At 65.3% G+C, this 20,524-nt stretch carries 22 protein-coding genes and 2 pseudogenes; 13 read left to right on the top strand and 11 right to left on the bottom strand.

All coding sequences use genetic code 11. The annotated features are described in order from the left end of the window. Positions 1–477 precede the first annotated feature (477 nt). Positions 478–660, bottom strand: coding sequence for a hypothetical protein (locus OHA40_RS31525; RefSeq protein ID WP_330230456.1), 183 nt, complete (start codon positions 658–660; stop codon positions 478–480). Between the two features lie 159 nt (positions 661–819). Next, complete coding sequence (locus tag OHA40_RS31530; RefSeq protein WP_330230457.1) at positions 820–1,419, bottom strand: NADPH-dependent FMN reductase; 600 nt, start codon at positions 1,417–1,419, stop codon at positions 820–822. Positions 1,420–1,537: 118 nt separating this feature from the next. On the opposite strand from OHA40_RS31530, the gene OHA40_RS31535 reads away from it, so the two are divergent. The 4 genes from OHA40_RS31535 to OHA40_RS31550 all read left to right on the top strand — a co-directional run bounded on the left by OHA40_RS31535 (position 1,538) and on the right by OHA40_RS31550 (position 3,853). Continuing rightward, positions 1,538–2,275 carry a TetR/AcrR family transcriptional regulator gene (locus tag OHA40_RS31535; protein ID WP_330230458.1) on the top strand — a complete coding sequence of 246 codons (738 nt, stop codon included), beginning with the start codon at positions 1,538–1,540 and terminating at the stop codon, positions 2,273–2,275. Between the two features lie 156 nt (positions 2,276–2,431). After that, positions 2,432–2,767, top strand: a complete 336-nt coding sequence (locus OHA40_RS31540) for an ArsR/SmtB family transcription factor (protein ID WP_330230459.1) — start codon at positions 2,432–2,434, stop codon at positions 2,765–2,767. Then, positions 2,731–3,477, top strand: a complete 747-nt coding sequence (locus OHA40_RS31545) for a cation transporter (RefSeq protein ID WP_442943854.1) — start codon at positions 2,731–2,733, stop codon at positions 3,475–3,477. Before OHA40_RS31540 ends, OHA40_RS31545 begins: the two co-directional genes overlap by 37 nt. A 25-nt stretch (positions 3,478–3,502) precedes the next feature. After that, positions 3,503–3,853 carry a DUF3703 domain-containing protein gene (locus OHA40_RS31550; protein ID WP_330230460.1) on the top strand — a complete coding sequence of 117 codons (351 nt, stop codon included), beginning with the start codon at positions 3,503–3,505 and terminating at the stop codon, positions 3,851–3,853. A 385-nt stretch (positions 3,854–4,238) separates the two neighbouring features. Here OHA40_RS31550 and OHA40_RS31555 read toward each other — a convergent pair whose 3' ends face one another. Continuing rightward, on the bottom strand, positions 4,239–5,414 hold the full coding sequence (locus OHA40_RS31555) for an FAD-dependent oxidoreductase (RefSeq protein ID WP_330230461.1): 1,176 nt from the start codon (positions 5,412–5,414) through the stop codon (positions 4,239–4,241). A gap of 63 nt (positions 5,415–5,477) precedes the next feature. Between OHA40_RS31555 and OHA40_RS31560 the strand changes: the two genes are divergently transcribed. Next, entirely contained in the window at positions 5,478–5,957 is a 480-nt protein-coding gene (locus OHA40_RS31560) for a MarR family winged helix-turn-helix transcriptional regulator (RefSeq protein WP_330230462.1), read from the top strand. A 623-nt stretch (positions 5,958–6,580) separates the two neighbouring features. On the opposite strand, the gene OHA40_RS31565 is transcribed toward OHA40_RS31560, so the two are convergent. Together OHA40_RS31565 and OHA40_RS31570 are read right to left on the bottom strand one after the other, a co-directional pair. After that, positions 6,581–7,141 (bottom strand): choice-of-anchor K domain-containing protein, encoded by a 561-nt coding sequence (locus OHA40_RS31565; protein ID WP_330230463.1) that lies wholly within the window; start codon positions 7,139–7,141, stop codon positions 6,581–6,583. Between the two features lie 463 nt (positions 7,142–7,604). Next, entirely contained in the window at positions 7,605–7,796 is a 192-nt protein-coding gene (locus OHA40_RS31570; protein WP_330230464.1) for a YegP family protein, read from the bottom strand. 373 nt (positions 7,797–8,169) lie between these two features. Between OHA40_RS31570 and OHA40_RS31575 the strand changes: the two genes are divergently transcribed. Further along, a complete protein-coding gene (locus OHA40_RS31575) occupies positions 8,170–8,310 on the top strand; it encodes a hypothetical protein (RefSeq protein WP_330230465.1) in 141 nt (46 codons plus the stop codon). On the opposite strand, the gene OHA40_RS31580 is transcribed toward OHA40_RS31575, so the two are convergent. Next, complete coding sequence (locus tag OHA40_RS31580) at positions 8,300–9,472, bottom strand: epoxide hydrolase family protein (protein ID WP_330230466.1); 1,173 nt, start codon at positions 9,470–9,472, stop codon at positions 8,300–8,302. The genes OHA40_RS31575 and OHA40_RS31580 overlap by 11 nt on opposite strands. Positions 9,473–9,574: 102 nt before the next feature. Here OHA40_RS31580 and OHA40_RS31585 point away from each other — a divergent pair, with 102 nt between their 5' ends. The 3 genes from OHA40_RS31585 to OHA40_RS31595 all read left to right on the top strand — a co-directional run bounded on the left by OHA40_RS31585 (position 9,575) and on the right by OHA40_RS31595 (position 12,338). Continuing rightward, entirely contained in the window at positions 9,575–10,159 is a 585-nt protein-coding gene (locus tag OHA40_RS31585; protein ID WP_330230467.1) for a CGNR zinc finger domain-containing protein, read from the top strand. A gap of 261 nt (positions 10,160–10,420) precedes the next feature. Further along, positions 10,421–11,452, top strand: coding sequence for a DUF2293 domain-containing protein (locus OHA40_RS31590; RefSeq protein ID WP_330230468.1), 1,032 nt, complete (start codon positions 10,421–10,423; stop codon positions 11,450–11,452). Between the two features lie 367 nt (positions 11,453–11,819). After that, the gene (locus OHA40_RS31595) at positions 11,820–12,338 is read left to right on the top strand and encodes an SRPBCC family protein (RefSeq protein ID WP_330230469.1); all 519 of its coding nucleotides are present in this window, start codon (positions 11,820–11,822) and stop codon (positions 12,336–12,338) included. A 43-nt stretch (positions 12,339–12,381) separates the two neighbouring features. Here the strand turns inward: OHA40_RS31595 and OHA40_RS31600 are convergent. After that, positions 12,382–12,721, bottom strand: a pseudogene (locus tag OHA40_RS31600) (sigma factor); the annotation flags it as partial. A 154-nt stretch (positions 12,722–12,875) separates the two neighbouring features. Next, positions 12,876–14,348, bottom strand: coding sequence for a helix-turn-helix domain-containing protein (locus tag OHA40_RS31605; RefSeq protein ID WP_330230470.1), 1,473 nt, complete (start codon positions 14,346–14,348; stop codon positions 12,876–12,878). 200 nt (positions 14,349–14,548) lie between these two features. Between OHA40_RS31605 and OHA40_RS31610 the strand changes: the two are divergent. From OHA40_RS31610 to OHA40_RS31620, 3 genes and pseudogenes are all read left to right on the top strand, one after another. Further along, positions 14,549–14,680 (top strand): annotated as a pseudogene (locus OHA40_RS31610) (amidohydrolase family protein); the annotation flags it as partial. A 156-nt stretch (positions 14,681–14,836) separates the two neighbouring features. After that, on the top strand, positions 14,837–15,862 hold the full coding sequence (locus OHA40_RS31615) for an NAD(P)-dependent alcohol dehydrogenase (RefSeq protein ID WP_330234448.1): 1,026 nt from the start codon (positions 14,837–14,839) through the stop codon (positions 15,860–15,862). 9 nt (positions 15,863–15,871) lie between these two features. Continuing rightward, on the top strand, positions 15,872–16,195 hold the full coding sequence (locus tag OHA40_RS31620) for a putative quinol monooxygenase (protein ID WP_330230471.1): 324 nt from the start codon (positions 15,872–15,874) through the stop codon (positions 16,193–16,195). Between the two features lie 35 nt (positions 16,196–16,230). Here the strand turns inward: OHA40_RS31620 and OHA40_RS31625 are convergent, their stop codons facing one another. After that, positions 16,231–16,974, bottom strand: coding sequence for an arginase family protein (locus tag OHA40_RS31625; RefSeq protein ID WP_330230472.1), 744 nt, complete (start codon positions 16,972–16,974; stop codon positions 16,231–16,233). Positions 16,975–17,278: 304 nt separating this feature from the next. Between OHA40_RS31625 and OHA40_RS31630 the strand changes: the two genes are divergently transcribed. Then, the gene (locus tag OHA40_RS31630; RefSeq protein ID WP_330230473.1) at positions 17,279–18,499 is read left to right on the top strand and encodes a hypothetical protein; all 1,221 of its coding nucleotides are present in this window, start codon (positions 17,279–17,281) and stop codon (positions 18,497–18,499) included. 221 nt (positions 18,500–18,720) lie between these two features. Here OHA40_RS31630 and OHA40_RS31635 read toward each other — a convergent pair whose 3' ends face one another. Both OHA40_RS31635 and OHA40_RS31640 read right to left on the bottom strand, forming a co-directional pair. After that, positions 18,721–19,218, bottom strand: a complete 498-nt coding sequence (locus OHA40_RS31635; RefSeq protein WP_330230474.1) for a hypothetical protein — start codon at positions 19,216–19,218, stop codon at positions 18,721–18,723. A gap of 42 nt (positions 19,219–19,260) precedes the next feature. Next, positions 19,261–20,493 carry an IS256 family transposase gene (locus tag OHA40_RS31640; protein ID WP_330230232.1) on the bottom strand — a complete coding sequence of 411 codons (1,233 nt, stop codon included), beginning with the start codon at positions 20,491–20,493 and terminating at the stop codon, positions 19,261–19,263. Between the last annotated feature and the right edge of the window lie 31 nt (positions 20,494–20,524).

The raw sequence follows: 20,524 nt of genomic DNA on the forward strand, positions 1-20,524 counted from the left end.
CCGCCAGCCACCATCCGCCATCCTTCTCGACCAGGACGTACATGGCGATCTCGGAGAACCCGCCCGCTTCGGCGGCGAGCCTGCAGATCTGGGTTAGCACGACCCCTGGCGCGGGCGAAGTCGCGCCGACGACTTCGAAGTGTGACCGCGGCGCAACCTGTGCGGCCATCAAGCGGCGGTGTATGGCGTTCAATTCGGAGTAGCCGGTTACTGACGCACCATACGGACTGCCCCACACCACGTCTGCCGCGAAAGCAGCATCGTATCCGTCTGCGTCGCCTGCTGCGCCTGACTGTTGCAGCCCTTCGGCGAACCGTGCGGCCACCTCGTGGGCCGTGGTAGCGCGCGATGGATCACCGAGTATAGGTCGGGTTTGCATTTTCCTTGCTCCAATCCTTCAGTGATCAGTTACATATGCACTGCGCCGCCTGCGCGGACGGGATCATCGGCCTGCGGTCGGGCAGGCGGCGATACAGCTCAGTGGAGACTGCCGATGAGGCCCGCGTGGAAGGGGGTGAGTTCGTCGATGCGGTCGGCGAGGACCTTCGCCAGCCACTGGGGATCTCCCAGCAGGGCCCTGCCGACAGCTACGAGGTCGAACTCGTCGCGCTCCATGCGGTCGGGCTCGCCGATGTCCGTGACCTTATGTGGCGACCACATCGTCGAAATTCGCCTGGGTAGGGGGTCCGGGGACGGCAGTGGCCGAGGTCGCCCAGAATCGGGGAAGCTCGGTGTGAGGATCTGTTGTCCGCCGAGCGCCGCGAGGAAGGAGCGCGGGAGTATCGGGCGGTCGGTCGGTCATCGCGCTGTGGCGCCATCTCAGACGGCGTACGGGCGGACGCGTCTGGCCTCGCGCAGGGACTGCCCCCACCAGGTGAGCTGGTCGAGCATGGCCTTTGCTGCCACGTTGCACCCGGGGTCGGCCGGCTTGCCGTCGGCACCAAAGACCGCACCGTAGTTGTGGAAGCTGACGGTGTTGCGGATGGTGACCGCGTGGAGTTCCGCGAGCACGATACGAAGCTGCTCAACCGCGCGCAGCCCGCCGGCGAGTCCACCGTAGGAGACGAAGCCGACCGGCTTGGCGTGCCACTGCTCGTTGTGCCAATCGAGGGCGTTCTTCAGTGACGCGGGGAAGCTGTGGTTGTACTCGGGCGTGACGATCACGAAGGCATCAGCCTGAGCCAGTCGCGGCGACACCGCGCCCAGCTGTGCCACGACCTCGTCGGAAGGAGCCTGCCCGAACGCCGGGAAAACGGTCGGCAAGGGCGTCTCGACGAGGTCGATCAGGTCGGCGGCCATGTCTTCGCGCTGAGCGATGTGTCCGGCGATCCAGTCGGCGACGACCGGACCGAACCGCCCGTCCCGGGTGCTGCCGATGATCACTGCGGTGCGGAGAATGTCGTCGGTCAGGTCAGCCATGAGAACCCCTCGACAATGTGTACGCTGTATCCATAACGTACAACGTACACATCGAAGTGTACGTTGTCCACCTCCGGTACGCTGTACACGGCGTCATTCGGCGGAAGGAACCCAAGCGATGGCCTACCAGGAGAGACAGTCAGCGAGCGAGGACAAGGACCCCGTATCCGTGTGGGAGCGCCTCGAACGACCGGAGCCGGCTCCCCGCACCACCCTCACTCCCCGGCGGATCGCCGAGGTCGCCGTCGCCATCGCCGACGCCGAGGGGCTCGACGCGGTCACGATGCGCCGCCTGGCCACCGAACTCGGAGTCGCCCCCATGGCCGCGTACCGCTACGTCACCGGCAAGGACGAGCTACTCGAGCTGATGGTCGACTTCGTCTACGCGGAGCTGGATTTGCTCGACGGCAAGGACGGCTGGCGCGCGACCATGCGGTCCGTCGCCCTGCGCATCAGGGAGGTCCTGCTGCAGCACTCGTGGGTGACGCGGGCGGCGTGCGGCGCGCCGACCCCGAACCAGTTGGCCGTGCCGGAGGCGGCCCTCGTCGCACTCGACGGCCTCGGGCTCGACGTGGACACCGCCATGGCGGTCTTCAGCACCGTCACCGCCTATGTACACGGCGCGGTCGACTCCGAGGTCAGGCTGAGTCAGATGCTCCACGTGCGCGGCTGGTCCACCCGCAAGGAGGCCCGCGCGGGACTGGCCACACAGATGACCTGGCTCATGAACACTGGCCGTTATCCGATGTACGCACGCTATATCCACGAGGCCGACCGCAAGGACGACGTGCAGTGGCAGTTCGAGATCGGTCTGGACTCTGTCCTCGATGGCATCGCGGTGCGCCTGGCGATCTGAGTGCATCTCGGGACCGGTCGGCGCAGACGGTACCCGCTACGGAGAAACACACGTAGCGCCGTCTTGGCTTGTCCCAATAGGGGTCCCCGGTAGTAGTCATGGTGCTCCCATTAATTCAGCATTTTCTGGATACAGATTCTGATGTATATTAGCGGTGTGGAAACCTTGCCGGTACTGCACACCGACGCCCTGGCCCGGTTCGGGCACGCGCTGTCGGACCCAACCCGCACCCAGATCCTGCTGAGCCTGCGCCGGGCACCGGGGTATCCCTCGGATCTGGCCGAGCAGATCGGGGTCTCGCGCCAGATCCTGTCCAACCACCTGGCGTGCCTGCGAGGGTGCGGACTGGTCGTCGCGGTCCCCGAGGGACGCCGCGCCCGCTACGAGCTGGCCGACGCCCGCATCGCGGCCGCGCTCGAGGATCTGCTCGGGTTGGTGCTCGCGGTCGATCCGGCATGCTGCCCGGCCGCGGACGCCGACGGCTGCTGCTGATGGCCTCGCTCGGGATGCCCTCGACGCCGTCGGCGGTGACGGTCGGTCCTAGCTCGGACCGCAAAGCCGTGCTGGCGCGGCGGATTCGCTGGTTCGTCGCTGCGACCATCTCCTACAACGTCATCGAGGCGGTCATCGCCTTGACCGAGGGCACGCGCGTGTCCTCGACCGCACTGATCGGGTTCGGCCTGGACTCGGTCATCGAGGTGTCCTCCGCGGCGGCGGTGGCGTGGCAGTTCGCCGGCCGCGATCCCGAGAAGCGGGAGAAGATCGCACTGCGGATCATCGCGTTCTCCTTCTTCGCCCTCGCCACCTACGTCACCATCGACTCCATCCGCGCCCTGCTCGGCATCGGCGAGGCCCAGCATTCCCCCATCGGCATCGGGTTGGCCGCCGCGAGCCTGGTGATCATGCCGGTGCTGTCCTGGGCGCAGCGCCGCGCCGGACGTGAACTCGGCTCCGCCTCCGCAGTCGCCGATTCCAAGCAGACCCTGCTGTGCACCTACCTGTCGGCGGTGCTGCTGGTCGGGTTGCTGCTCAACAGCCTGTTCGGCTGGTCCTGGGCCGACCCGATCGCCGCGCTCGTCATCGCCGTCATCGCCGTGAAGGAAGGCCTCAACGCCTGGAAAGGCGACACCTGCTGCCCCGTCCCGGCCGCACTCGCCACCACCGAACGCAGCACCGGTCACGACTGCGACTGCTGCGACTGACCACCCCGTACTGAAAGGCCTTGCCATGCCACGCATCCCGCACGCCGCCCGCATCCGCTACCAGCAGGAGATGGCGGCCGCGAAGACCGCGGCTGCCGACGAGGAGCGGTGGGCCCACCTCGAACGCGCGCACATCCTGTCCCAGCCCGACCCGTGGCTGCACACCCGCAACCACGTCGCCATGTTCGCTCTGGCCGTGCGCCAGCGCGACCGGCGCGAAGCCCTCGGACAGATCATCCGGATCATCGTCGCCGCACCCGGCTCCCTGACCGGGCACTCCCCGGAAGGCAACACCGGCCGCGCCCACGTCCGCCTGCGCCAAACGATGCCCACCCCACCGGATCTGGCCGCCCTCCTGCACCCGGCCACGGCCTGACCGACTCGGCCTAACCGTGCTTGCGGGCCAGCACCCGGAATACGACACCGCCGCGGCTCGACCGCCCACCGGCGGGTATCACGACCACCCGCACACGACACACGTGCGGTCGCGCGGGCATCGAGTCGACAGATCGCAAGAATGACATTCTGCAGCACGGGAGTCGGTCAAGCTAGAGGTCAAACCCGACGCCTGCGCGACCCGTCCATTTTCACTGCCAACCTCTTGGCAGAAACTGGCTGGTCACAAGGTTGACGCCACGGGTCGTGAGGTCACCTGCGTCTGCCTGCAGGGAACGCGGCCCTCACCTCACTGCCCATATGGTCCAACCCTCGGGCCACCCGCGTGGGAGAACCACACTGACTGGCGCGTCGCGGCGGATCGATCAGATCTGTGGTGATGTCCAGTCGATGTGGTGGCGGTAGAGCCAGGCCAGGGACTCGGCGTTGGCCGCCTTTTTAAGGAAGATCGGCATCATCAGGTCGCGGAAAACCCGGGCCACCGGCCCCGCGGCTTTGCTGTTGCTGATCTTGCGGGAGAACTCGACGACGCGTTCGGCCCGTGCGCGCCTGAGTTGCTCGAAGCGCTGGAAGGCGGCGGTGTGGTCGGGCAGGTCTCGCAGGCACTTGGCCAGGATCAGCCCGTCCTCGATAGCCAGTGAGGCCCCCTGCCCGGAGCTCGGCGAGGTCGCGTGCGCTGCGTCCCCGGTGAGCACTGCTCGGCCGCGGTGCCAGGTCGGGATGGGTGGCAGGTCGTAGACGGGCAGCGCCAACTCCACCGAGCCGCGGCGGACGATCTCGGCGGAGTCGTTGTTGTCGCAGGCGAACTCCTCGATCAAGGCTTGCTTCCAGTCCGTGTTCGCGAGCGCCTCGCGGCTCGGCTCCTGTGCCATGGGCAGGTTTGCGAACCACCAGGTCTGGCCGGACTCGGCGACGCTGTAGCCGAAGAACGCCTTCTTCCCGAAGATCATGTTGTAGACACCCGGCTCCCCGGTGAACTTCGGGTCCGATACCACCCCGCCCATGCTGAGCAGTCCGGAGTAGCGCGGACCCGGTGCCGCCGGGTCGAGCAGCTTCCTGGTCGTCGAGTGCACGCCGTCGGCGGCGATGAGCAGATCCGCGGTGGCGGTGCTGCCGTCGGCGAAGATCGCGGTCACGTCGTCGGTCGTTTCACGCAGAGCCACAAGGCGTTTGCCGTACTCGATGGGAATGCCGCGCGCCGCGGCCTCGTCGCGGACGATGCGGTAGAAGTCGGGTCGTTGGATGGTGTGGCTCACCGTGCCGTCGTCGAGTCGAAGACCGTTCTCCACCTGACCGAGCCGCTTGCCGGTGCCGCTCCACATCACCATGTGCGGGGTCGGGATGCCCGCCGCCATGACGGCCTTGTGGGCGCCGAGCACCCGCAGCGCGTCCAGGCCGTTGGAGGCGATGTTGAGGAACGAGCCGATGCCGTCGGCGGTGGTGTCGTAGGCCTCGTAGATGACCGACTCGATGCCGGCCTGCGCGAGCGCCATCGCCACCGTCGGTCCACCGATGCCACAGCCGATGATCATTGCCTTCATTGCGCTACCTTCGATCTCGTGAGATATTTAGTTCGTCCGAACGAAATATATGGAAGGGCGTGGGTGTTGTCAACAGATATTTCGGATAGGCGAAAGAAACTGCTGGAGGAGCTGTCGGTCGCGGGCCGCGAGAACAGCAACGTCGTGGTGATGTTCCATAGCGCGGTCGCGGCCAGGATGGGATTGGGGATGACCGAGGAGAAGGCGTTAGACCTGCTCGAACGTCTCGGCCCGCTGACCGCGGGCGATATCGCCCAGCGCGCGGGTCTGGCGCCCGCGTCGGTGAGCGGCCTCATCGACCGGCTCGAAGTCAAAGGCTTCGTCCGCCGCACCAAGGGCACGACCGATCGTCGTCGAGTCGTCGTCGAGATCAACTACGAGCACATCGCCGGGTTCGGCAGGCTCTTCGAGGGCTTGGTCGCCGGGCTCACCGAACTGTATGCGGGCTACAGCGACGAGCAGCTCGAACTGATTCTGGACTTTCTGCGCAACGCGACTCGGATACAGCGCGCCGCCACTGCCGATCTGGAGGGGTCCGCATGACGACCTGGAGCGACTCGCGTGCCAGCAAGCATGTGATGTTGACGAGCTACCGGAAGGATGACACCCTGGTCGGCCTCCCCCTGTGGTTCGCGCACGACGGCGACCTGCCGGGTCTCCTGATTCTCGCAACCCGACGTACAAGAACCGACGACAGACCAGTATCGCCCTCCCCTATCGCTTCGTCGGCGGCCTCGCGGTCGTGTACTCGGAGAAGTTCCCGGCCGGCTGACCAATTCGTCACCGGGAGCGAGGAATCTACACAGCCGCAGCCAGCCATGATAAGACTTGGCGTGAATGGGCCGATGGCGACCACTGCATGTGCAACCACTCTATGGAGAAACACACCGTGATCGCCGACTGGTTCGCCGACCGACTCACAGCGGCCCGTCCCCACTTGGGCGAGCCGGCCGCGAGTTCCGGATGTGGCGCACGCACAAGGCGCTCCGAGTCGGCCGGGCACTGACGAGCGGCCGCGGCAGCCAGGTCCGTGATCCGAAGCGGTTGCCGGTGCTGCGTCCCAGGTATGGCCGGTGCATTGCGCAGCGGGATTGGATCTGAACCGCCGCAATTCTCCGGCTGCACGGCGGTGGGGTTTCCGTGTCGGCCGGGTTCGGTGCCGTGGTTCAGGAGCCCGGCTCACTCATCGGCTCGAACCGGGCAACGAGCCAGACTCTCTTGATTCCGTCCTCGGGGTTGTCGAACTGCGGCGTCACCTGCCCCTTGCCATCCAAGAAACCGGTGATCGACACCTTGTATTCGACATCGTCGACGCGCACGATGTCGTTCTCGTGGACTATCGGCAGTTTGACCGCATCGGGCACGTCCCCGGGCTGGTTGGGCGTCTCGTCATGGCGGAAACGTAGGGTGAAGGTGTGGTCGAACCCCTCGTCCTGGAAGTCCACAGTGACCTCGAGGTACACCCAGAACTGACTGTGTTTCAGGTGGGTTCGGCGGTTGTAGTGCGTGAAGATGCCCAGCTTGAAATCCTTACCGTCGAGGAGCGCGTCGACGTCGGTGAGGCCAGTGAAGTCATAACCGCTCTTCTCGTCGTCCTGGGCGCCACCCCATCTGATGCTGGATCTGATGCCACTGCTGGATCTGGTGCCAGATTTTCTCAGACCTTCGAACTGCGACTCCTCTACGCTGACGCGCGCCCATTCCCCTTTGGTGCTGACTTTGCCCATGACAGAAGTACTCCTTGTTCCGGATCACCGAACGATCTGCCTATCCAGCGCGAGACTCCATCATCCCTCCGCAGCGGCGCCGTGTCACCGAAATCGGTTGCGAGCCAACGTGAGTCCGGTGGCTTGCAAGTAGCCGATTCCACTCATGCGCTCGGTCCGGGACCCAATCGGCTCGAGTTCGACGCCGCAGGGACCAAGGACATGGCCTCCTGCGGCCAGGGGAGGATGGCCCGAGCCCGACGGATGAACTCGGCGAGCGCGGCGAACATATGGAACACCAGCCCACACTGGATAGGTGAGCGAAACCTGTTGCGAAGCAGGGATGTTCACCAAGTCGGCCGCTGGTGCAGAGCGCAGTGTACCGACTATTGCGTTGGACAGCGATTAACCACCACGTGATCCTGGGCGTGCGCCCGCTCGGTCCGGCGCCAAGTGGCCGAACCGAGCCCGCGGATCGAAGTCGCTAGACCCCAGCCAGTGTCTGGTCGACAATATCGGCGGCAGGAGCGTTCTTCTTGACCGACTCGATGCCGTTCTTGCACGCAGCCTTGGACTCATACGCTTCGCCCACCGCAATGACTTCGCCATTGGCGGCCTTGAGTCGGAACCGATACTTGTCGGACTTGTCCTTGTAGATCTCGAACTTCGCAGCCATCCCAGTTACCTCAGCTCTTGTTGACCTGGATAACACCTGACCATCTCGACGCTAGGCGATCAACGACAACCCCAGCCAACGAAATCCCCAGCTGGTTATCGAACAGCAACCAACGAGCTGCATCCAGGGTCGGTAGTAAAGGTGGGACGGGCACCAACGCACGAAAATGCCTCTGATCGTGCGTCGATAGGCACGTTGGACAGCGAACGTAGGTTAAAATCGGTCACTGACCGTCCATGGCATAAAGCAGAACGGGTGCACCGGCACCTCACGCATCAGCGCACGCGTCGGCCGGGTGACGTGCATGCGGCGTTGCAGCAAACCAAAGGACGGCCGCCTTATCCAGAACTGTCAAGCCCTTTGAGGTTCACCCGTGGAAGTGGACACCGAGTTGGCAGGATTGTTGGTTCTGCTGGTAAGGACGTTCGTTATGCCTCCTCGCAAGCGTCGGTTGTTTTCGGCCGAGTACAAGGTCGAGGCTGGCGAGCTGGACCCAGCCGCGTTCACCGATTAGCGGCCAGCACTGCCGCGAGGCCTTCTTGCAGGTCCTTGACGAAATACTCGGGAACCTCCAGCGACGGGAAATGTCCCCCGGTTTCGGGCGACCTCCATCGGACGATTTGTCGGTACCGCTCCTGTGCCCAGGGGCGCGGACACTTCTCGATGTCGCGGGGATACATACTGATTGCTGACGGGACGTCGACCCGAAGTTCGGGGTCCAGCGAGTTGTGGCTTTCATAGTAAATGCGGGCCGCCGATGCGCCGGTCCGCGTCAGCCAATACAGGGTGACGTCGTCAAGAACGCTGTCTATGGAAATCGTCTCGAACGGGCTATCTTCGGTATCTGTCCACTCAGCGAACTTGTCAAGGATCCAGGCAAGAAGCCCGACCGGTGAGTCGACGAGCGAGTAGCCGATGGTCTGCGGTCGGGTCGCCTGCTGCTTCGCGTACGCCGCGCGGTGGCGCCAGAAATCGCGGGTTTCCTCGGTCCATTTGCGCTCGGCCGCCGTCAGCCCGTCCGTTGTCAACCCGGGCGGCGCCTCCGCGAACGTTGTGTGGATGCCGAGAACGTGCGCCGGGAACCTGCCGCCGAGAACCGTGGTGATATTACCTCCCCAGTCGCCGCCGTGGGCTGCGAACTTGCTGTAGCCGAGCCTTCCCATCAGTTCCACCCATGTGGCCGCGATCTTTTCGGTTCCCCACCCGGTGGTGGCCGGCTTGTCGCTGTAACCAAAGCCTGGTAATGACGGGACCACGACGTGGAACGCCGGCGCGTCTGCATCTTTCGGATCTGCCAGCTCGTCTACTACATCGATGAACTCAGCAATGCTGCCTGGCCAGCCGTGCGTCAAGATCAGAGGAGTGGCATCTGCGCGCGCGGATCGGCGGTGCAGGAAGTGGATTCCCAGATCATCAATGGTCGTGCGGAACTGGCCGATCCGGTCAAGGCGCTCTTCGAACGACCGCCAGTTGTACCCGGTGCGCCAGTAGTTCACGACATCGACGAGGTCGGCGAGAGGAACGCCCTGTTCCCATCGGCGAGGGTCGGGTGCGGCGCGATAGACCGTCTCAGCTTCCGGTAGCCGCGCCGCGGCTAGTCGCGCGCGCAGATCGTCGAGGTCAGCGTCAGTTGCGTGGGCTTCGAATGCTTGCACGTCGCTGGTTGGACGGGGCATGAGACCTCCTGGCCATCGGGGAACCGGCTACGACCTATCGCGAACCGGCTAAGACGGTTCTAGCATGTCCGATGTCAGCGTGCAACCTGCTAAGGTGGTTCCATGCGCGCTCGGTTCCCTGACTTTCGTCTCGGTAACGTGCTAGCGACCAGCTTCACGGCGACTCTGACGGAGCGTCGTGGCGACGCTGTGGAGCGCATTCCCACGCCGCAGCGACTCGTCGACTGGCTGGCAGTGAATGGCCTGGCCGTGGAGTCCTGCACCACCGCCCAGCTCGAACTCGCTCGGGAACTGAGGGAATCAATTCACGCCGCCGCGACAGCAACCGCGATCCAAGACGCTCTCCCTGCGTCTGCTATCCAAATCATCAATGACTGCAGCATTCAGGGTCGGGCCGCGGCTATCCTGACGCCCGAGGGTAATCGTCAATGGCGACTTAGCTCGGCTTCCTGCGTAGAAGATGCCCTAAGCGTGATCGCCGCCGACGCGATCAGCATCATCGCAGGCGAACGAGACGGAAAATTGGCCTTGTGCGCATCGCCAACCTGCCAAGCCGCCTTCTTCGATACCAGTCAAAGTCGCACCCGCAAATGGTGTGACATGAACACGTGCGGAAATCGTCAGAAGAAGGCGCGCTTCAATGCCAACCAGCGCAAAACACCAGAGGCTGACTACACTCGACGATAGTATCCGATAATGCCGCTGGGTGAGCGTTCACCACACTGCGCTGATCGAGCTGCGCTCGGGTAAACGAGACTGAACCCGTTGCAGCGAGGTGGGTTACACGCACCAACGCAGACCAGTTACTTCCCTCAGCGTTGCGAGAATCCGCGAACCCGCCCGTTTCCGTCCCACTTCGTCTCCACCGCCCAGCGGCCTGGTTCATCGTCGCGATTCGTCGCCGGCGATCGTCTAGCTCACCCGCGGCGTGCGCTAGGGTTCGAACCCGTGTCCAAGCTGCGGCGGCGAGTGGTCGAGGCTGCGGAAGCGGCTCTGGCCCAACGCGAATACGTGTCGGCGGTCGATGTATTCGCCGTTCTGGGGTGGGTGCGATCCAGTCATGTCGATCGCTGGCGGCAGGGGCAGGTGCGGTCGTTGGAGCAAGTCACGGCGGTGGATGGGCGGCGAATGCAGGAGGCGGCGGAGCTGCTGGGCGAGTGGGCCCGCGAGCGCGGGCTCGCCGCGAGCACAGCGGCGTATCTGTCGGGCGGGCGCGATCGCCAGGCGCTGCGGTTCGTCGACAACGGCGAAGACGAGGTGTTCCGCATGCACTGGCTCTCGGCGGAACTCAGCCCGGCGCGGCGCGAACAGGTCGTCCAACGCCACAACCGGGCTCCGGATCTGACGGTAGTCGAGGCCGCGCAGCCATGGACGTGCGCCGAATGCGCCGAAACCGGCCCATATCTGATCACCTCCGCGGCCGGACCGCTGTGCCTGACCTGTTCGGACCTCGACCATCTGGAGTTCCTGCCCGCCGGAAACGCGGCGCTGAGCCGGCGCGCCAAGAAGGAGAGCACCCTCGCTGCCGTCGTGGTCCGCCTCAACCAGCGACGCAAACGCTATGAACGGCTGGGCATCCTTGTCGAGGAGGCCGCCCTCGCCCGCGCCGAACAACAATGCCTGGCAGACGACGACGCCCGCACACGCCGCCGCGAGCGCGACCGTGTCCGCCGCGCCGCCCAGGACGTCGAATACTGCGCCCGCATGTCCGACGAGATCCGCCGTCTGTTCCCCGGCTGCCCCAGCGACCGCGCCACCGAAATCGCCGAACACGCCGCCGCCCGCGGCAGCGGCCGCGTAGGCCGCACCGCCGCCGCCAAACTTCTCTCCCCCGAAGCGCTCACCCTGGCAGTCATAGCCTCCATCCGCCACCGCGACACCGACTACGACCACCTCCTCATGACCGGCATCTCCCGCCCGGAGGCCAGGGTCCGGATCCGTCCCACCGTCGACCACGTCCTCGAAACCTGGCGCGGCTGAGGCATCACCCTCCCCCGCTCCCCCTTACCCTCACAGCCCGCCGCTCCCGAACCTCCCGATGTTTTCGGCTCCCCGGTCTCTTGGTTTCGGCGTTTGCGTATAGCTATGGGACGCACCGGGACTTGCGAAACATTCTGAGCCGCAGAAAACAGTGCAGTTAGTTCAGTCAACATGTGGCGGTCGCCAGCATCGGTGCGGGCACAGACACGCGGGGCACCTCCATCACCGGGCAAGCACCTGTAGCTGGTCTGTCTGCTGAACGCACTCTCATGCCGAGTTCCGTGCGACTGGAACATTCGTGCGATACGTTTGTCTAACACATTTGTTCTATCCTGCTCTCCGTGCGAGGCAGGCGAAAGGGGCGCAGATGTCTCGCCGCACCCTCGTCCTGGGCGTACTGGCCCTCCTCATCGCAGCCGCAGCCGTGCTCGCAACGGTCGGCTCGCTACGCGACTCCCACATCGTGACCGTGACCCGCACGACCGATGCGAATCCCGACGTCATGTGGGAGCTGTGGAGTAACGTGCCCGCCCGCACCGAGTGGGACCGCGGCCTGGAGTACATCAATGTCGACGGTCCGTTCGAGGCAGGCACCACCGGCACCGTCAAGGTCGAGGGCCAGGACCCGGTCCGGTACGAGATCGTCGAGGTGACGCCGAAGGAGAGCTTCACCGACCGATTCGAGAGCCTGCTCGGGACCCATACCGACTGGCACCACACCATCCAGCGCCGAGCCGACGGTCGCTACGACGTCACCTGGCGCCTGGAAACCAGGGGGCCGCTGTCCCTTATCTCGCTACCCGTGCTGAAAAGCATCTTCGGCGAGGAAGTGCCTACCGCCGTCACCGAATTCGTCCAGCTGGCGGAGAACAGGAGCCCGCACTGAGCCAAGCGGAGAACACAAGGCGCGTTCCCGGCGTGGTGGTTCATACGGCCGAACCAGGGGACAGCGACGGGTGCGCGCACAGGAAGTAGAGCCACAGTGAGTCGTCCGTGCCTGGCACCGGACCTCTCGGCGGCTCGACCTCCACGGCAAGTTCCCGTCCCCGCCGTGAGGTTTCGGCCCGGGCGGGCGTCGAGGAACTTGCGCCAGGCGCCCGCGACCAGCCAGGCTTTCGCATCACGCAGTGGATCCTCCGGCCAGTTCTCCAGCGCGCGAATCCGGGCCTCCTGCACGGCATCCTCGGCCGAGGCGAAGTCGGCTCCGCGCCGGACGAGGACACCGATCACCGCGGGCACGAGCTCCCGCAGCAGCGACTCGTTCGACATCCGCAGCGACGAATTTTCGGATCTTTCTCGGACCCAGCGGGGACGGCACCTGAAGATCAGCTGCGGAAGGGAGTTCATTCGGCCCGAAACCGCGAGTGGTCGATGCGCCGGTCGAGCACGAAGCCACCGCCGCGCTTCGCCGTATTCCGGTACCTCAGCTCGACCGTTCCCGCGGCATGCGCAGGTCGTACTGCGCAATCTTGCGGTAGAGGGTGGCGCGGCTCATGCCGAGTTCGGCGGCAGCCCGGGCCATCGTAATGCTGGTGGTCGAGAGCACGCGCACGATCTCACCGCGCTCGAACGCCTCGATACGGGAGAGGTGGCGGGTGCTGCCGGCCAGCAGTTGCGGCGGCAGGTCGGCGAGGTCGATCGCATCGCACCGGCTCGCCAGGTGTGACACCACCTGGGACAGTTCGTTGACGTTGCCGGGCCAGTCGTAGCCGCGCAACGCCCGCTGGGCCGCGGCGCTGATGGTGATCTCGCGACCGCGCACTCGGCACGTCAGGTGCGCAGCCAGGGTCCCGACGTCATCGGGCCGATCACGCAGAGCGGGCACCGGGACGACGGTATCGATGCGTGCGGCCAGCGATGCGGGGATGTCCGCGAAGTGTTCGGCGGTGACCGCGAACGGCGCAATGTCGCCGTGGCGGTCGAGGAGGTCGCGCAGTTGTTCGGCGGCCCAGACCGGCAGCGCGTCGACGTCGCGCACGATCACCGCGGTGTGAGCCTTGTCGAGTTCGGGTGTCCAGAGTCCCAGCCACGTGTCGACATCGGCCGGTGCCGGCGTGCCTGCCGAGAGGATGCGGTCGCGGGGGTAGGCGCGCCGGGCGGCCTGGGCGAGGGCGGTCGCGCGACCGGAACCGGATTCGCCCACCGCGGCGACGATCCGTCCGGATGTCATCGCCTGTTCGGCGGCGGCGACCGCCTCGTTCCACGGCCGCGACAGAGCAGCGACGGTGCCCGATCCGGGCTCGAGGCGAGGCACCTCGACGCGGAAGACCTGGCCGCGCGTCGTGCGGCGCGGTGACCGGCCGCTCGAGCGGGCAAGCATGAGTGCGGCGGTGTTGCTCGCGGCCGAGCGAGCCAGTGCCAGCAGTAGATTGCTGGACGACTGTGACCAGGTGGTGAGGTTGACGCTGCCTTCAAGTCGGCCGGATGTCGGGTCGAGCACCGGGACTGCGGCGCAGGTGAATGTGCACAAGCTCAGCGCGTAGTGCTGGTCGGCGCGCACCAATGTCGGCACCCGGTCGGCGAGGGCCAGCCCCAGCCCGTTGGTGCCCACGTCGCGTTCGGCGTAGCCGAAGCCCGGTGCCAGATGTACGTCGTCGAGCGCGTCGAGCAGTGCGCGGTCACCGCTGAGCCGGCTGAGCACCACGCCGTCGGCGTCGGCGAGCATCATGCCGACTGGCTCGTCGGCCAGGGTCGAGTGCAGATCGGCCAGCACTTCGCTACCGCACCGGAAGAACAGCGACCCGAGGTTCTCGGTGCCGGTGAATACCGGATCGATCTCCTCCAGCGGCACGCCGTAGTCCTCGCTGCGTTGCCATGACGCCAGCAATCGCTTCGAGACGTCGCTCGTGCGGCGGTCGACCAGTTCGTGACGCCTGACCCGTTTCATGTCCGTCATGGGCGCCTCCTCCTGAACCGCGCGATCACAGCGGCGTGATCCGCTTGCAACCCACCGTGCCACCGCCGGTCCGCCGACGCCGTAGTTCTGGCGTCTCAGAATGAGACGCCGACGCCCTCGTCGGCCGTCTCCGGCCGCCCTACACTCCGATCTCGGCCTGTGATGGTCACCACATAGACTTCGTTCGAGGAGCGCAGCCCATGTACCGCAAGGATGCCACCAGCTACTTCATCGTCGACGCTCACGTCGCGCTGCGGGATGCCCGGCCGGAGTACCAGCGCAACATTCACGGCATGCAGTTCATCGACTGCTTCCACGACTACCACCGTAATCGCCGGATTCGGAGCTCCCTGGAGTCTCGCCCGCGGGCGAGGTCGAGGTACGCCTGCGGTTGCCGAGGTCGTTCTGCTCGCCGAACTTCGCCTACCTGATGGCTTCGGACACGACCGCACTCACCACCTGACCGGAGAAGGAACACCATGAGCACCATGCGAGCCGTCCAGGTCGTCGGCTACCACCGCAACCTCGAGATGACGGAGGTCGAGGCGCCCACTCCTACCGGGCCCTTCGACGTCGTCGTGAAAATCGGCGGCGCCGGAGTGTGCCGGACCGACCTGCACATTCTGGAAGGGCAGTGGGCCGAGACATCCCAGGTGCGGTTGCCGTACACGATCGGCCACGAGAACGCCGGCTGGGTGCACGCGGTCGGTTCCGCGGTCGCCAACGTGGCCGAAGGCGACAAGGTCATCGTGCACCCGCTGATCACCTGCGGGCTGTGCCGCGCCTGCCGCTCGGGCGACGACGTGCACTGTGCGGCCAACGCCTTCCCCGGCATCGACACCAACGGCGGCTACGCCGACTACCTCAGGACCTCTGCCCGCAGTGTGGTCAGGATCGACGACTCGCTCGAGCCGGCCGACGTCGCCGCATTGGCCGACGCCGGGCTCACCGCCTACCACGCCGCGGCCAAGGCCGCCCGCCGCCTGACCCCGCGCGACCGCGCCGTCGTCATCGGGGCGGGCGGGCTGGGCCACATCGGGATCCAGGTACTCAAAGCCCTCACCCCGGCCGAACTGATCGTCGTCGACCGCAACCCCGATGCCCTGAATCTCGCTGCAGCGATCGGCGCCGACCGCACCGTGGTCGCCGATGGCAGCCACGTCGAGCAGGTGCTGGACCTGACCGGCGGCCACGGCGCCGAAACCGTGGTCGACTTCGTCGGTGAAGGCGGCGCCACCGCCGAAGGCATCCGGATGCTACGCAGGGCAGGCGATTACCACATCGTCGGCTACGGCGAAAACATCGAGGTGCCGACGATCGACATCGTCTCCACCGAGATCAACATCATCGGAAACCTCGTCGGCTCCTACAACGACCTGTGTGACCTCATGGCACTCGCCGCGCGCGGCGCGGTCACCCTGCACACACAGAAATACGCCCTCGACGACTTCCAGTCCGCCCTCGACGACCTCGACGCGGGCAAGGTCCGCGGCCGGGCCATCCTCGTTCCCTAGGAGAGCACCATGATCTTCATCGTCGTGAAATTCGAGACCCGCCCGGAGTGGGCCGAGCGCTGGCCGGACCTGGTCGCCGAGTTCACCGAAGGCACCCGCGCCGAAGACGGCAATCTCTGGTTCGAGTGGTCCCGCAGCCTGGCCAACCCAGCCGAATACGTACTGGTGGAGGCATTTCGGGACGCCGACGCCGGCCGAGCTCACGTCACCAGCGCGCACTTCGAGAAAGCGATGGCGGAACTGCCGCGCGCTCTTGCTGCCACTCCGAAGATCATCAGCCAGACCATCGACGCCACCGGCTGGTCGGAAATGGGCGAGATGACCGTGGCGTGAGTGGTGCACCATCTAAAGGCTCAGCTACAAACGGATCAGTGAAGCTCGAACCTGCCGGTGATGGCGGCGAGCAGCTCGGAACGCTGTGGATAATTGCCCGCGTACCAAGGACATGCGATATCGAGCGCTACCACCCGGCCCGTGTCGACAATTCTCTGAATCGCGTCGAGCACGGTGTTGCGAGGCGGCCCACCGGGTACGGGGTATCGCAGTCCGGGGACTTCGTCGCCATCTATCACGTCAACGTCGACATGGAGGACAATCGGATCCTCCGGCAGGTGAATCTGCTCGACCGAGCAACGGCGGATAGCAGCGGTCGAAAGGAACTCGCTTTCAGCGGGATCGAGGTCGCGTGCGTCGACGAGGGTGGCCTGCCGTTCGGTGAGAGGTCTGAGGCCGAGGGGCTCGACCATGCGATCTGCGTGCGCTCCGAGAGCTAGCCGCAGCGCCATTCCACCGATGTATCCGGACGTCGAAGATTCGAGCGTGTGGACGTCGCCGTGCGCATCGAACCATATTATCGAGGGATCGACCCCTCTTCTTTGCACGCCGGCCAAGACGCCCAACGAAACCGTGCAGTCTCCCGAGACCACGAGCGGCGTCTCCTCGGCCTCGGACACAGCGTCAGCCACTACTCGGTAGAGCGAGACCAGGCGCTCCCAGATGTTCCCCTCCGGGAGATCCGGCACGACCATTCGGTGACCTCCACCCGGGAGGGGGAAGTTCTCCGCGGGAAGCTGCTCATCCTGATGGAACGGCACAACGATGATCGACGACATGGAGAAAATCTAGCTTCCGATGCGAGCGGCTACTAGCAAATTCGAAACTCGCCCATTCACCGCGTGATTGATGGGAGCGCGAATCAGATGGCCCCTCCGTGGGCTGGACATGAAAATCCTGTCATGCCGCCCACCGGCACCATCCCCGACCATCTTCACATCAGACATCAAGTTCCCAGAGGTGGGGAAGGTGTGTACGGGGTGGTCGTGCTGGGACATTAGCGTGGGAATCTCCGCCCCAACAAACGGGTGATGATCCGTCTGTCGGACGGATCAGTAGATGTTGTGCGAAGGCAAGGTGTGGATGTCGATACCCGAGGAGCGGACTGCGCAACGGCAGTTGGCGTTGCAGGTCTATCAGGAAATGATGAAAGCTGGCGCCACCCGCGTGTCCTATGACCCAGATGAGTTCGTCATCCGATACAACGGCGGCATGGTGCTCAGTCTGAGCAACCTCTTCCAGCAGGTGCGGGATTCCTCTGCCGAGGAACGACGCGCTGAGGTGGAGCGGTTCGTCACCGTGATGCTCGCCCCGTCTCTGACACTGTCGAGCTGGGACCAGGTCCGTCCGCTGTTGCGACCCGTTCTGCGGCCCTGCACGTACGTGCTCGAAAATTCCGGTTCCCGGTTGCGGCGGCCGGCGTTTCCGTTCATCGACGAGATGGTGGCGATCGACGAGCCCGGCCGGATCCAACTCCCGGCAGAACAGCAGCTGGTCGAATGGGGCGTGGGCGCGGAGGAGGTGTTCGACGCCGCGCGGCAGAATCTCGCGGAAACGGTGATCGCGACCGAGTTCGATGAGGGTGCCATAGTCCGCATCGTCGTCGAGGACTCGAGCTATCTCCCGTCGTGGCTGCTCGTCCCGGGCTGGTTGGCGGCGTGCACCAGTAGCTACCGGCACCGGCCAGTGGCATTCATTCCGGATCACACGTCGTTGATTGTCGCTCCAGGTGATCCGGAACTGCTCGAGCATCTGTATCAGACCGTGGAGCAGGAAGTTCGTGAAGCCGCCCGCCCCCTGTCACCGCAGGCCTACACAGTTGACGACAACGGGATGGTGGTCCCACTGGACCAGGCGATCACCGGACCGTTGCCGCCCGCCGTCGACCGAGCCCGTACGCTGCTGGCCTGCACCCGATACGGAGAGCAGCGTGAGTGGCTGGAGGAGAAATACGGCTTCGACGCGGTTGTGAGCGGGGACTTCGACGATGACGAGTCTGCGTCTCTCTTCTTCGCCGACATCATGGTGCGGCAACAGGAGGATGATGGTTCGCCGCAGATGGTGACGGTGTGGGGCGAGGGGGTGCACGCGTCACTGCCCGAGGCGGACTACATCGCTTTCGTACGTGAGGAGATGGACCAGATACTCACGGTTCCGTTCCATACCGCGGTGGAGATCACCGGCATCACTCCGATCCCCGGGCTTCGCCCGACCCGATACCGTGCGGTCGACTGGCCCAACCACGTTGCATGGTCCCGCCTTTCGGAGGAAGGTGTGACGACCGAACCGGCAAGCCGAAGCTGAGGGCCGGGGTCGCCGTAGTAGCCGAAAGGAATCTCCCGTGATACGGGCGGCTACCGACAGGTAGTCGTCTCCGTTGGTTGCGGAGTTCGGGGCACAGGTTTAGCCTGCGGAAACACCGTACGGCGCAGGGTGTCTCGTGAACGAACGTTGGTGAGACACCATGTACGGCAGAACGTTTGCGCAGGTTGGAGTACCGCGCCGGTCCCCCGACCAGTCCCGGCTCAAGCCTCGAAGATGCTGTCGAGTGCGCTTCGACAGTCGTGGCAAAGCTCGATATCGTTTCCCGCACCGATATCGCGTCGGCGCGGTCGTGCCAGTTCGGCCGCCAGCAGTGGTGCGGCGACCTCGGCGGCGGGCCCGATCTCGGCGAAACACTTTGCGGCGTAGCTCAGCAAGTTCGCGTGGAACTCCCCGATGGCTTGGCGCGGTTTGAGCGCGGTGGTGCTCAGCTCGAGCAGTGCGGTCACCGTAGGTTCGGGCTCGCCACTGATGCGCCACATTGCGATGGCGGCGTCGACTGCCAGCCACAGGCGCGCCCTGTCATCGACAAAGCGACGCAGTGCCGGTACACAGCCGGCGGCGACGGGCCCCATTGTCTTCGCGACCGCGACCGCGCGGGGATACAACCCCGGATCCCCAGCCTCCAGCGCGGCCGTCACCTGAGCTGACGCCGGTTCGGGGTCTCCGACCAAACGCCAGAGCGACACGGTCAAGTCCAAGCGGGTGGTGTATCGGGGTGATTGCCGCGTGACCCTGTTCGGTCAGGCGGTCAGTGCTGGGGTGGTGTCCTCCTGTTCGGCGGGGTCGGTGAGGCCGCGGGAGCGGGCCAGCACGTCGAGGCCGAGGTAGCGGCGGCCTTCGATCCATTCGTCGTGTTGCTCGGCGAGCACGGCGCCGACGAGCCGGATGATGGCTTGACGGTCGGGGAAGATGCCGACGACGTCGGTGCGGCGGCGGATTTCCTTGTTCAGCCGCTCTTGGGGGTTGTTGCTCCAGATCTGGCGCCAGATCTGCTTGGGGAACGCGGTGAACGACAGCAGGTCAGCGCGTGCTGCGTCGAGGTGTCCGGCCACCTTCGGCAGTTTCTCGGTCAGTGCATCGAGCATCCGATCATATTGGGCAGCAACCGATTCGGCGTCTGCCTGGTCGAACGCCGAGTGCAACAGAGTCCGCACCCACGGCCACGACGATTTCGGGGTGATCGACATGAGGTTCACCGTGTAATGCGTACGACACCGCTGCCAGGCAGCTCCGGGCAGTGTCGCGCCGATCGCGGCGACCAGCCCGGCGTGGGCGTCGGACGTGACAAGGCTGACGCCGGACAGGCCGCGGGCGACCAGGTCGCGGAAGAATGCCAGCCAGCCCGCGCCGTCCTCGCCGCTGGTGACCTGGATGCCGAGGATCTCGCGGTAGCCATCGGCGTTGACACCGGTCGCGATCAGGGCATGCACGTTGACCACGCGGCCGTTCTCGCGGACTTTGAGCACCAGCGCGTCCGCGGCGAGAAACGTGTACGGGCCTTGGTCGAGTGGTCGGGTGCGGAACGCTTCGACCTGGGCGTCGAGGTCGGCGGCCATGATCGACACCTGGGACTTGGAAAGCTTTGTCACACCGAGTGATTCGACCAGTTTCTCCATGCGGCGGGTGGACACACCGAGCAGGTAGCAGGTCGCCACCACCGAGGTGAGCGCGCGTTCGGCGCGTTTGCGGCGCTCGAGCAACCAATCCGGGAAATAGGAGCCCGAGCGCAGCTTCGGGATCGCGATGTCGATCGTGCCGACACGAGTGTCGAAGTCGCGGTGGCGGTACCCGTTTCGTGAGTTCACCCGCTCGTCGGATCGTTCGCCGTAGCCGGCGCCACACACCGTGTCGGCTTCAGCGCTCATCAATGCCTGGATGAACGTGGACATCATGTTGCGCAGCAGATCCGGGCTCGCGACGGCGAGTTGGTCCGACAGCATCTTGGATGGGTCGATAGGCTGGACAGAGGTCATCGCGTGAAACTTTCTTCCTTCAGTGACTTGG

It is taken from the genome of Nocardia sp. NBC_00508, from assembly GCF_036346875.1.
GTDB lineage: Bacteria > Actinomycetota > Actinomycetes > Mycobacteriales > Mycobacteriaceae > Nocardia.

What these genes read in the sequence shown, in the direction of transcription:
- OHA40_RS31525 (WP_330230456.1), bottom strand. Translation starts at nt 660, where the DNA reads ATGTGGTCGCCACATAAGGTCACGGACATCGGCGAGCCCGACCGCATG.
- OHA40_RS31530 (WP_330230457.1), bottom strand. Translation starts at nt 1,419, where the DNA reads ATGGCTGACCTGACCGACGACATTCTCCGCACCGCAGTGATCATCGGC.
- OHA40_RS31535 (WP_330230458.1), top strand. Translation starts at nt 1,538, where the DNA reads ATGGCCTACCAGGAGAGACAGTCAGCGAGCGAGGACAAGGACCCCGTA.
- OHA40_RS31545 (WP_442943854.1), top strand. Translation starts at nt 2,731, where the DNA reads ATGCTGCCCGGCCGCGGACGCCGACGGCTGCTGCTGATGGCCTCGCTC.
- OHA40_RS31550 (WP_330230460.1), top strand. Translation starts at nt 3,503, where the DNA reads ATGCCACGCATCCCGCACGCCGCCCGCATCCGCTACCAGCAGGAGATG.
- OHA40_RS31555 (WP_330230461.1), bottom strand. Translation starts at nt 5,414, where the DNA reads ATGAAGGCAATGATCATCGGCTGTGGCATCGGTGGACCGACGGTGGCG.
- OHA40_RS31565 (WP_330230463.1), bottom strand. Translation starts at nt 7,141, where the DNA reads ATGGGCAAAGTCAGCACCAAAGGGGAATGGGCGCGCGTCAGCGTAGAG.
- OHA40_RS31570 (WP_330230464.1), bottom strand. Translation starts at nt 7,796, where the DNA reads ATGGCTGCGAAGTTCGAGATCTACAAGGACAAGTCCGACAAGTATCGG.
- OHA40_RS31580 (WP_330230466.1), bottom strand. Translation starts at nt 9,472, where the DNA reads ATGCCCCGTCCAACCAGCGACGTGCAAGCATTCGAAGCCCACGCAACT.
- OHA40_RS31585 (WP_330230467.1), top strand. Translation starts at nt 9,575, where the DNA reads ATGCGCGCTCGGTTCCCTGACTTTCGTCTCGGTAACGTGCTAGCGACC.
- OHA40_RS31595 (WP_330230469.1), top strand. Translation starts at nt 11,820, where the DNA reads ATGTCTCGCCGCACCCTCGTCCTGGGCGTACTGGCCCTCCTCATCGCA.
- OHA40_RS31605 (WP_330230470.1), bottom strand. Translation starts at nt 14,348, where the DNA reads ATGACGGACATGAAACGGGTCAGGCGTCACGAACTGGTCGACCGCCGC.
- OHA40_RS31615 (WP_330234448.1), top strand. Translation starts at nt 14,837, where the DNA reads ATGCGAGCCGTCCAGGTCGTCGGCTACCACCGCAACCTCGAGATGACG.
- OHA40_RS31620 (WP_330230471.1), top strand. Translation starts at nt 15,872, where the DNA reads ATGATCTTCATCGTCGTGAAATTCGAGACCCGCCCGGAGTGGGCCGAG.
- OHA40_RS31625 (WP_330230472.1), bottom strand. Translation starts at nt 16,974, where the DNA reads ATGTCGTCGATCATCGTTGTGCCGTTCCATCAGGATGAGCAGCTTCCC.
- OHA40_RS31630 (WP_330230473.1), top strand. Translation starts at nt 17,279, where the DNA reads ATGTCGATACCCGAGGAGCGGACTGCGCAACGGCAGTTGGCGTTGCAG.
- OHA40_RS31640 (WP_330230232.1), bottom strand. Translation starts at nt 20,493, where the DNA reads ATGACCTCTGTCCAGCCTATCGACCCATCCAAGATGCTGTCGGACCAA.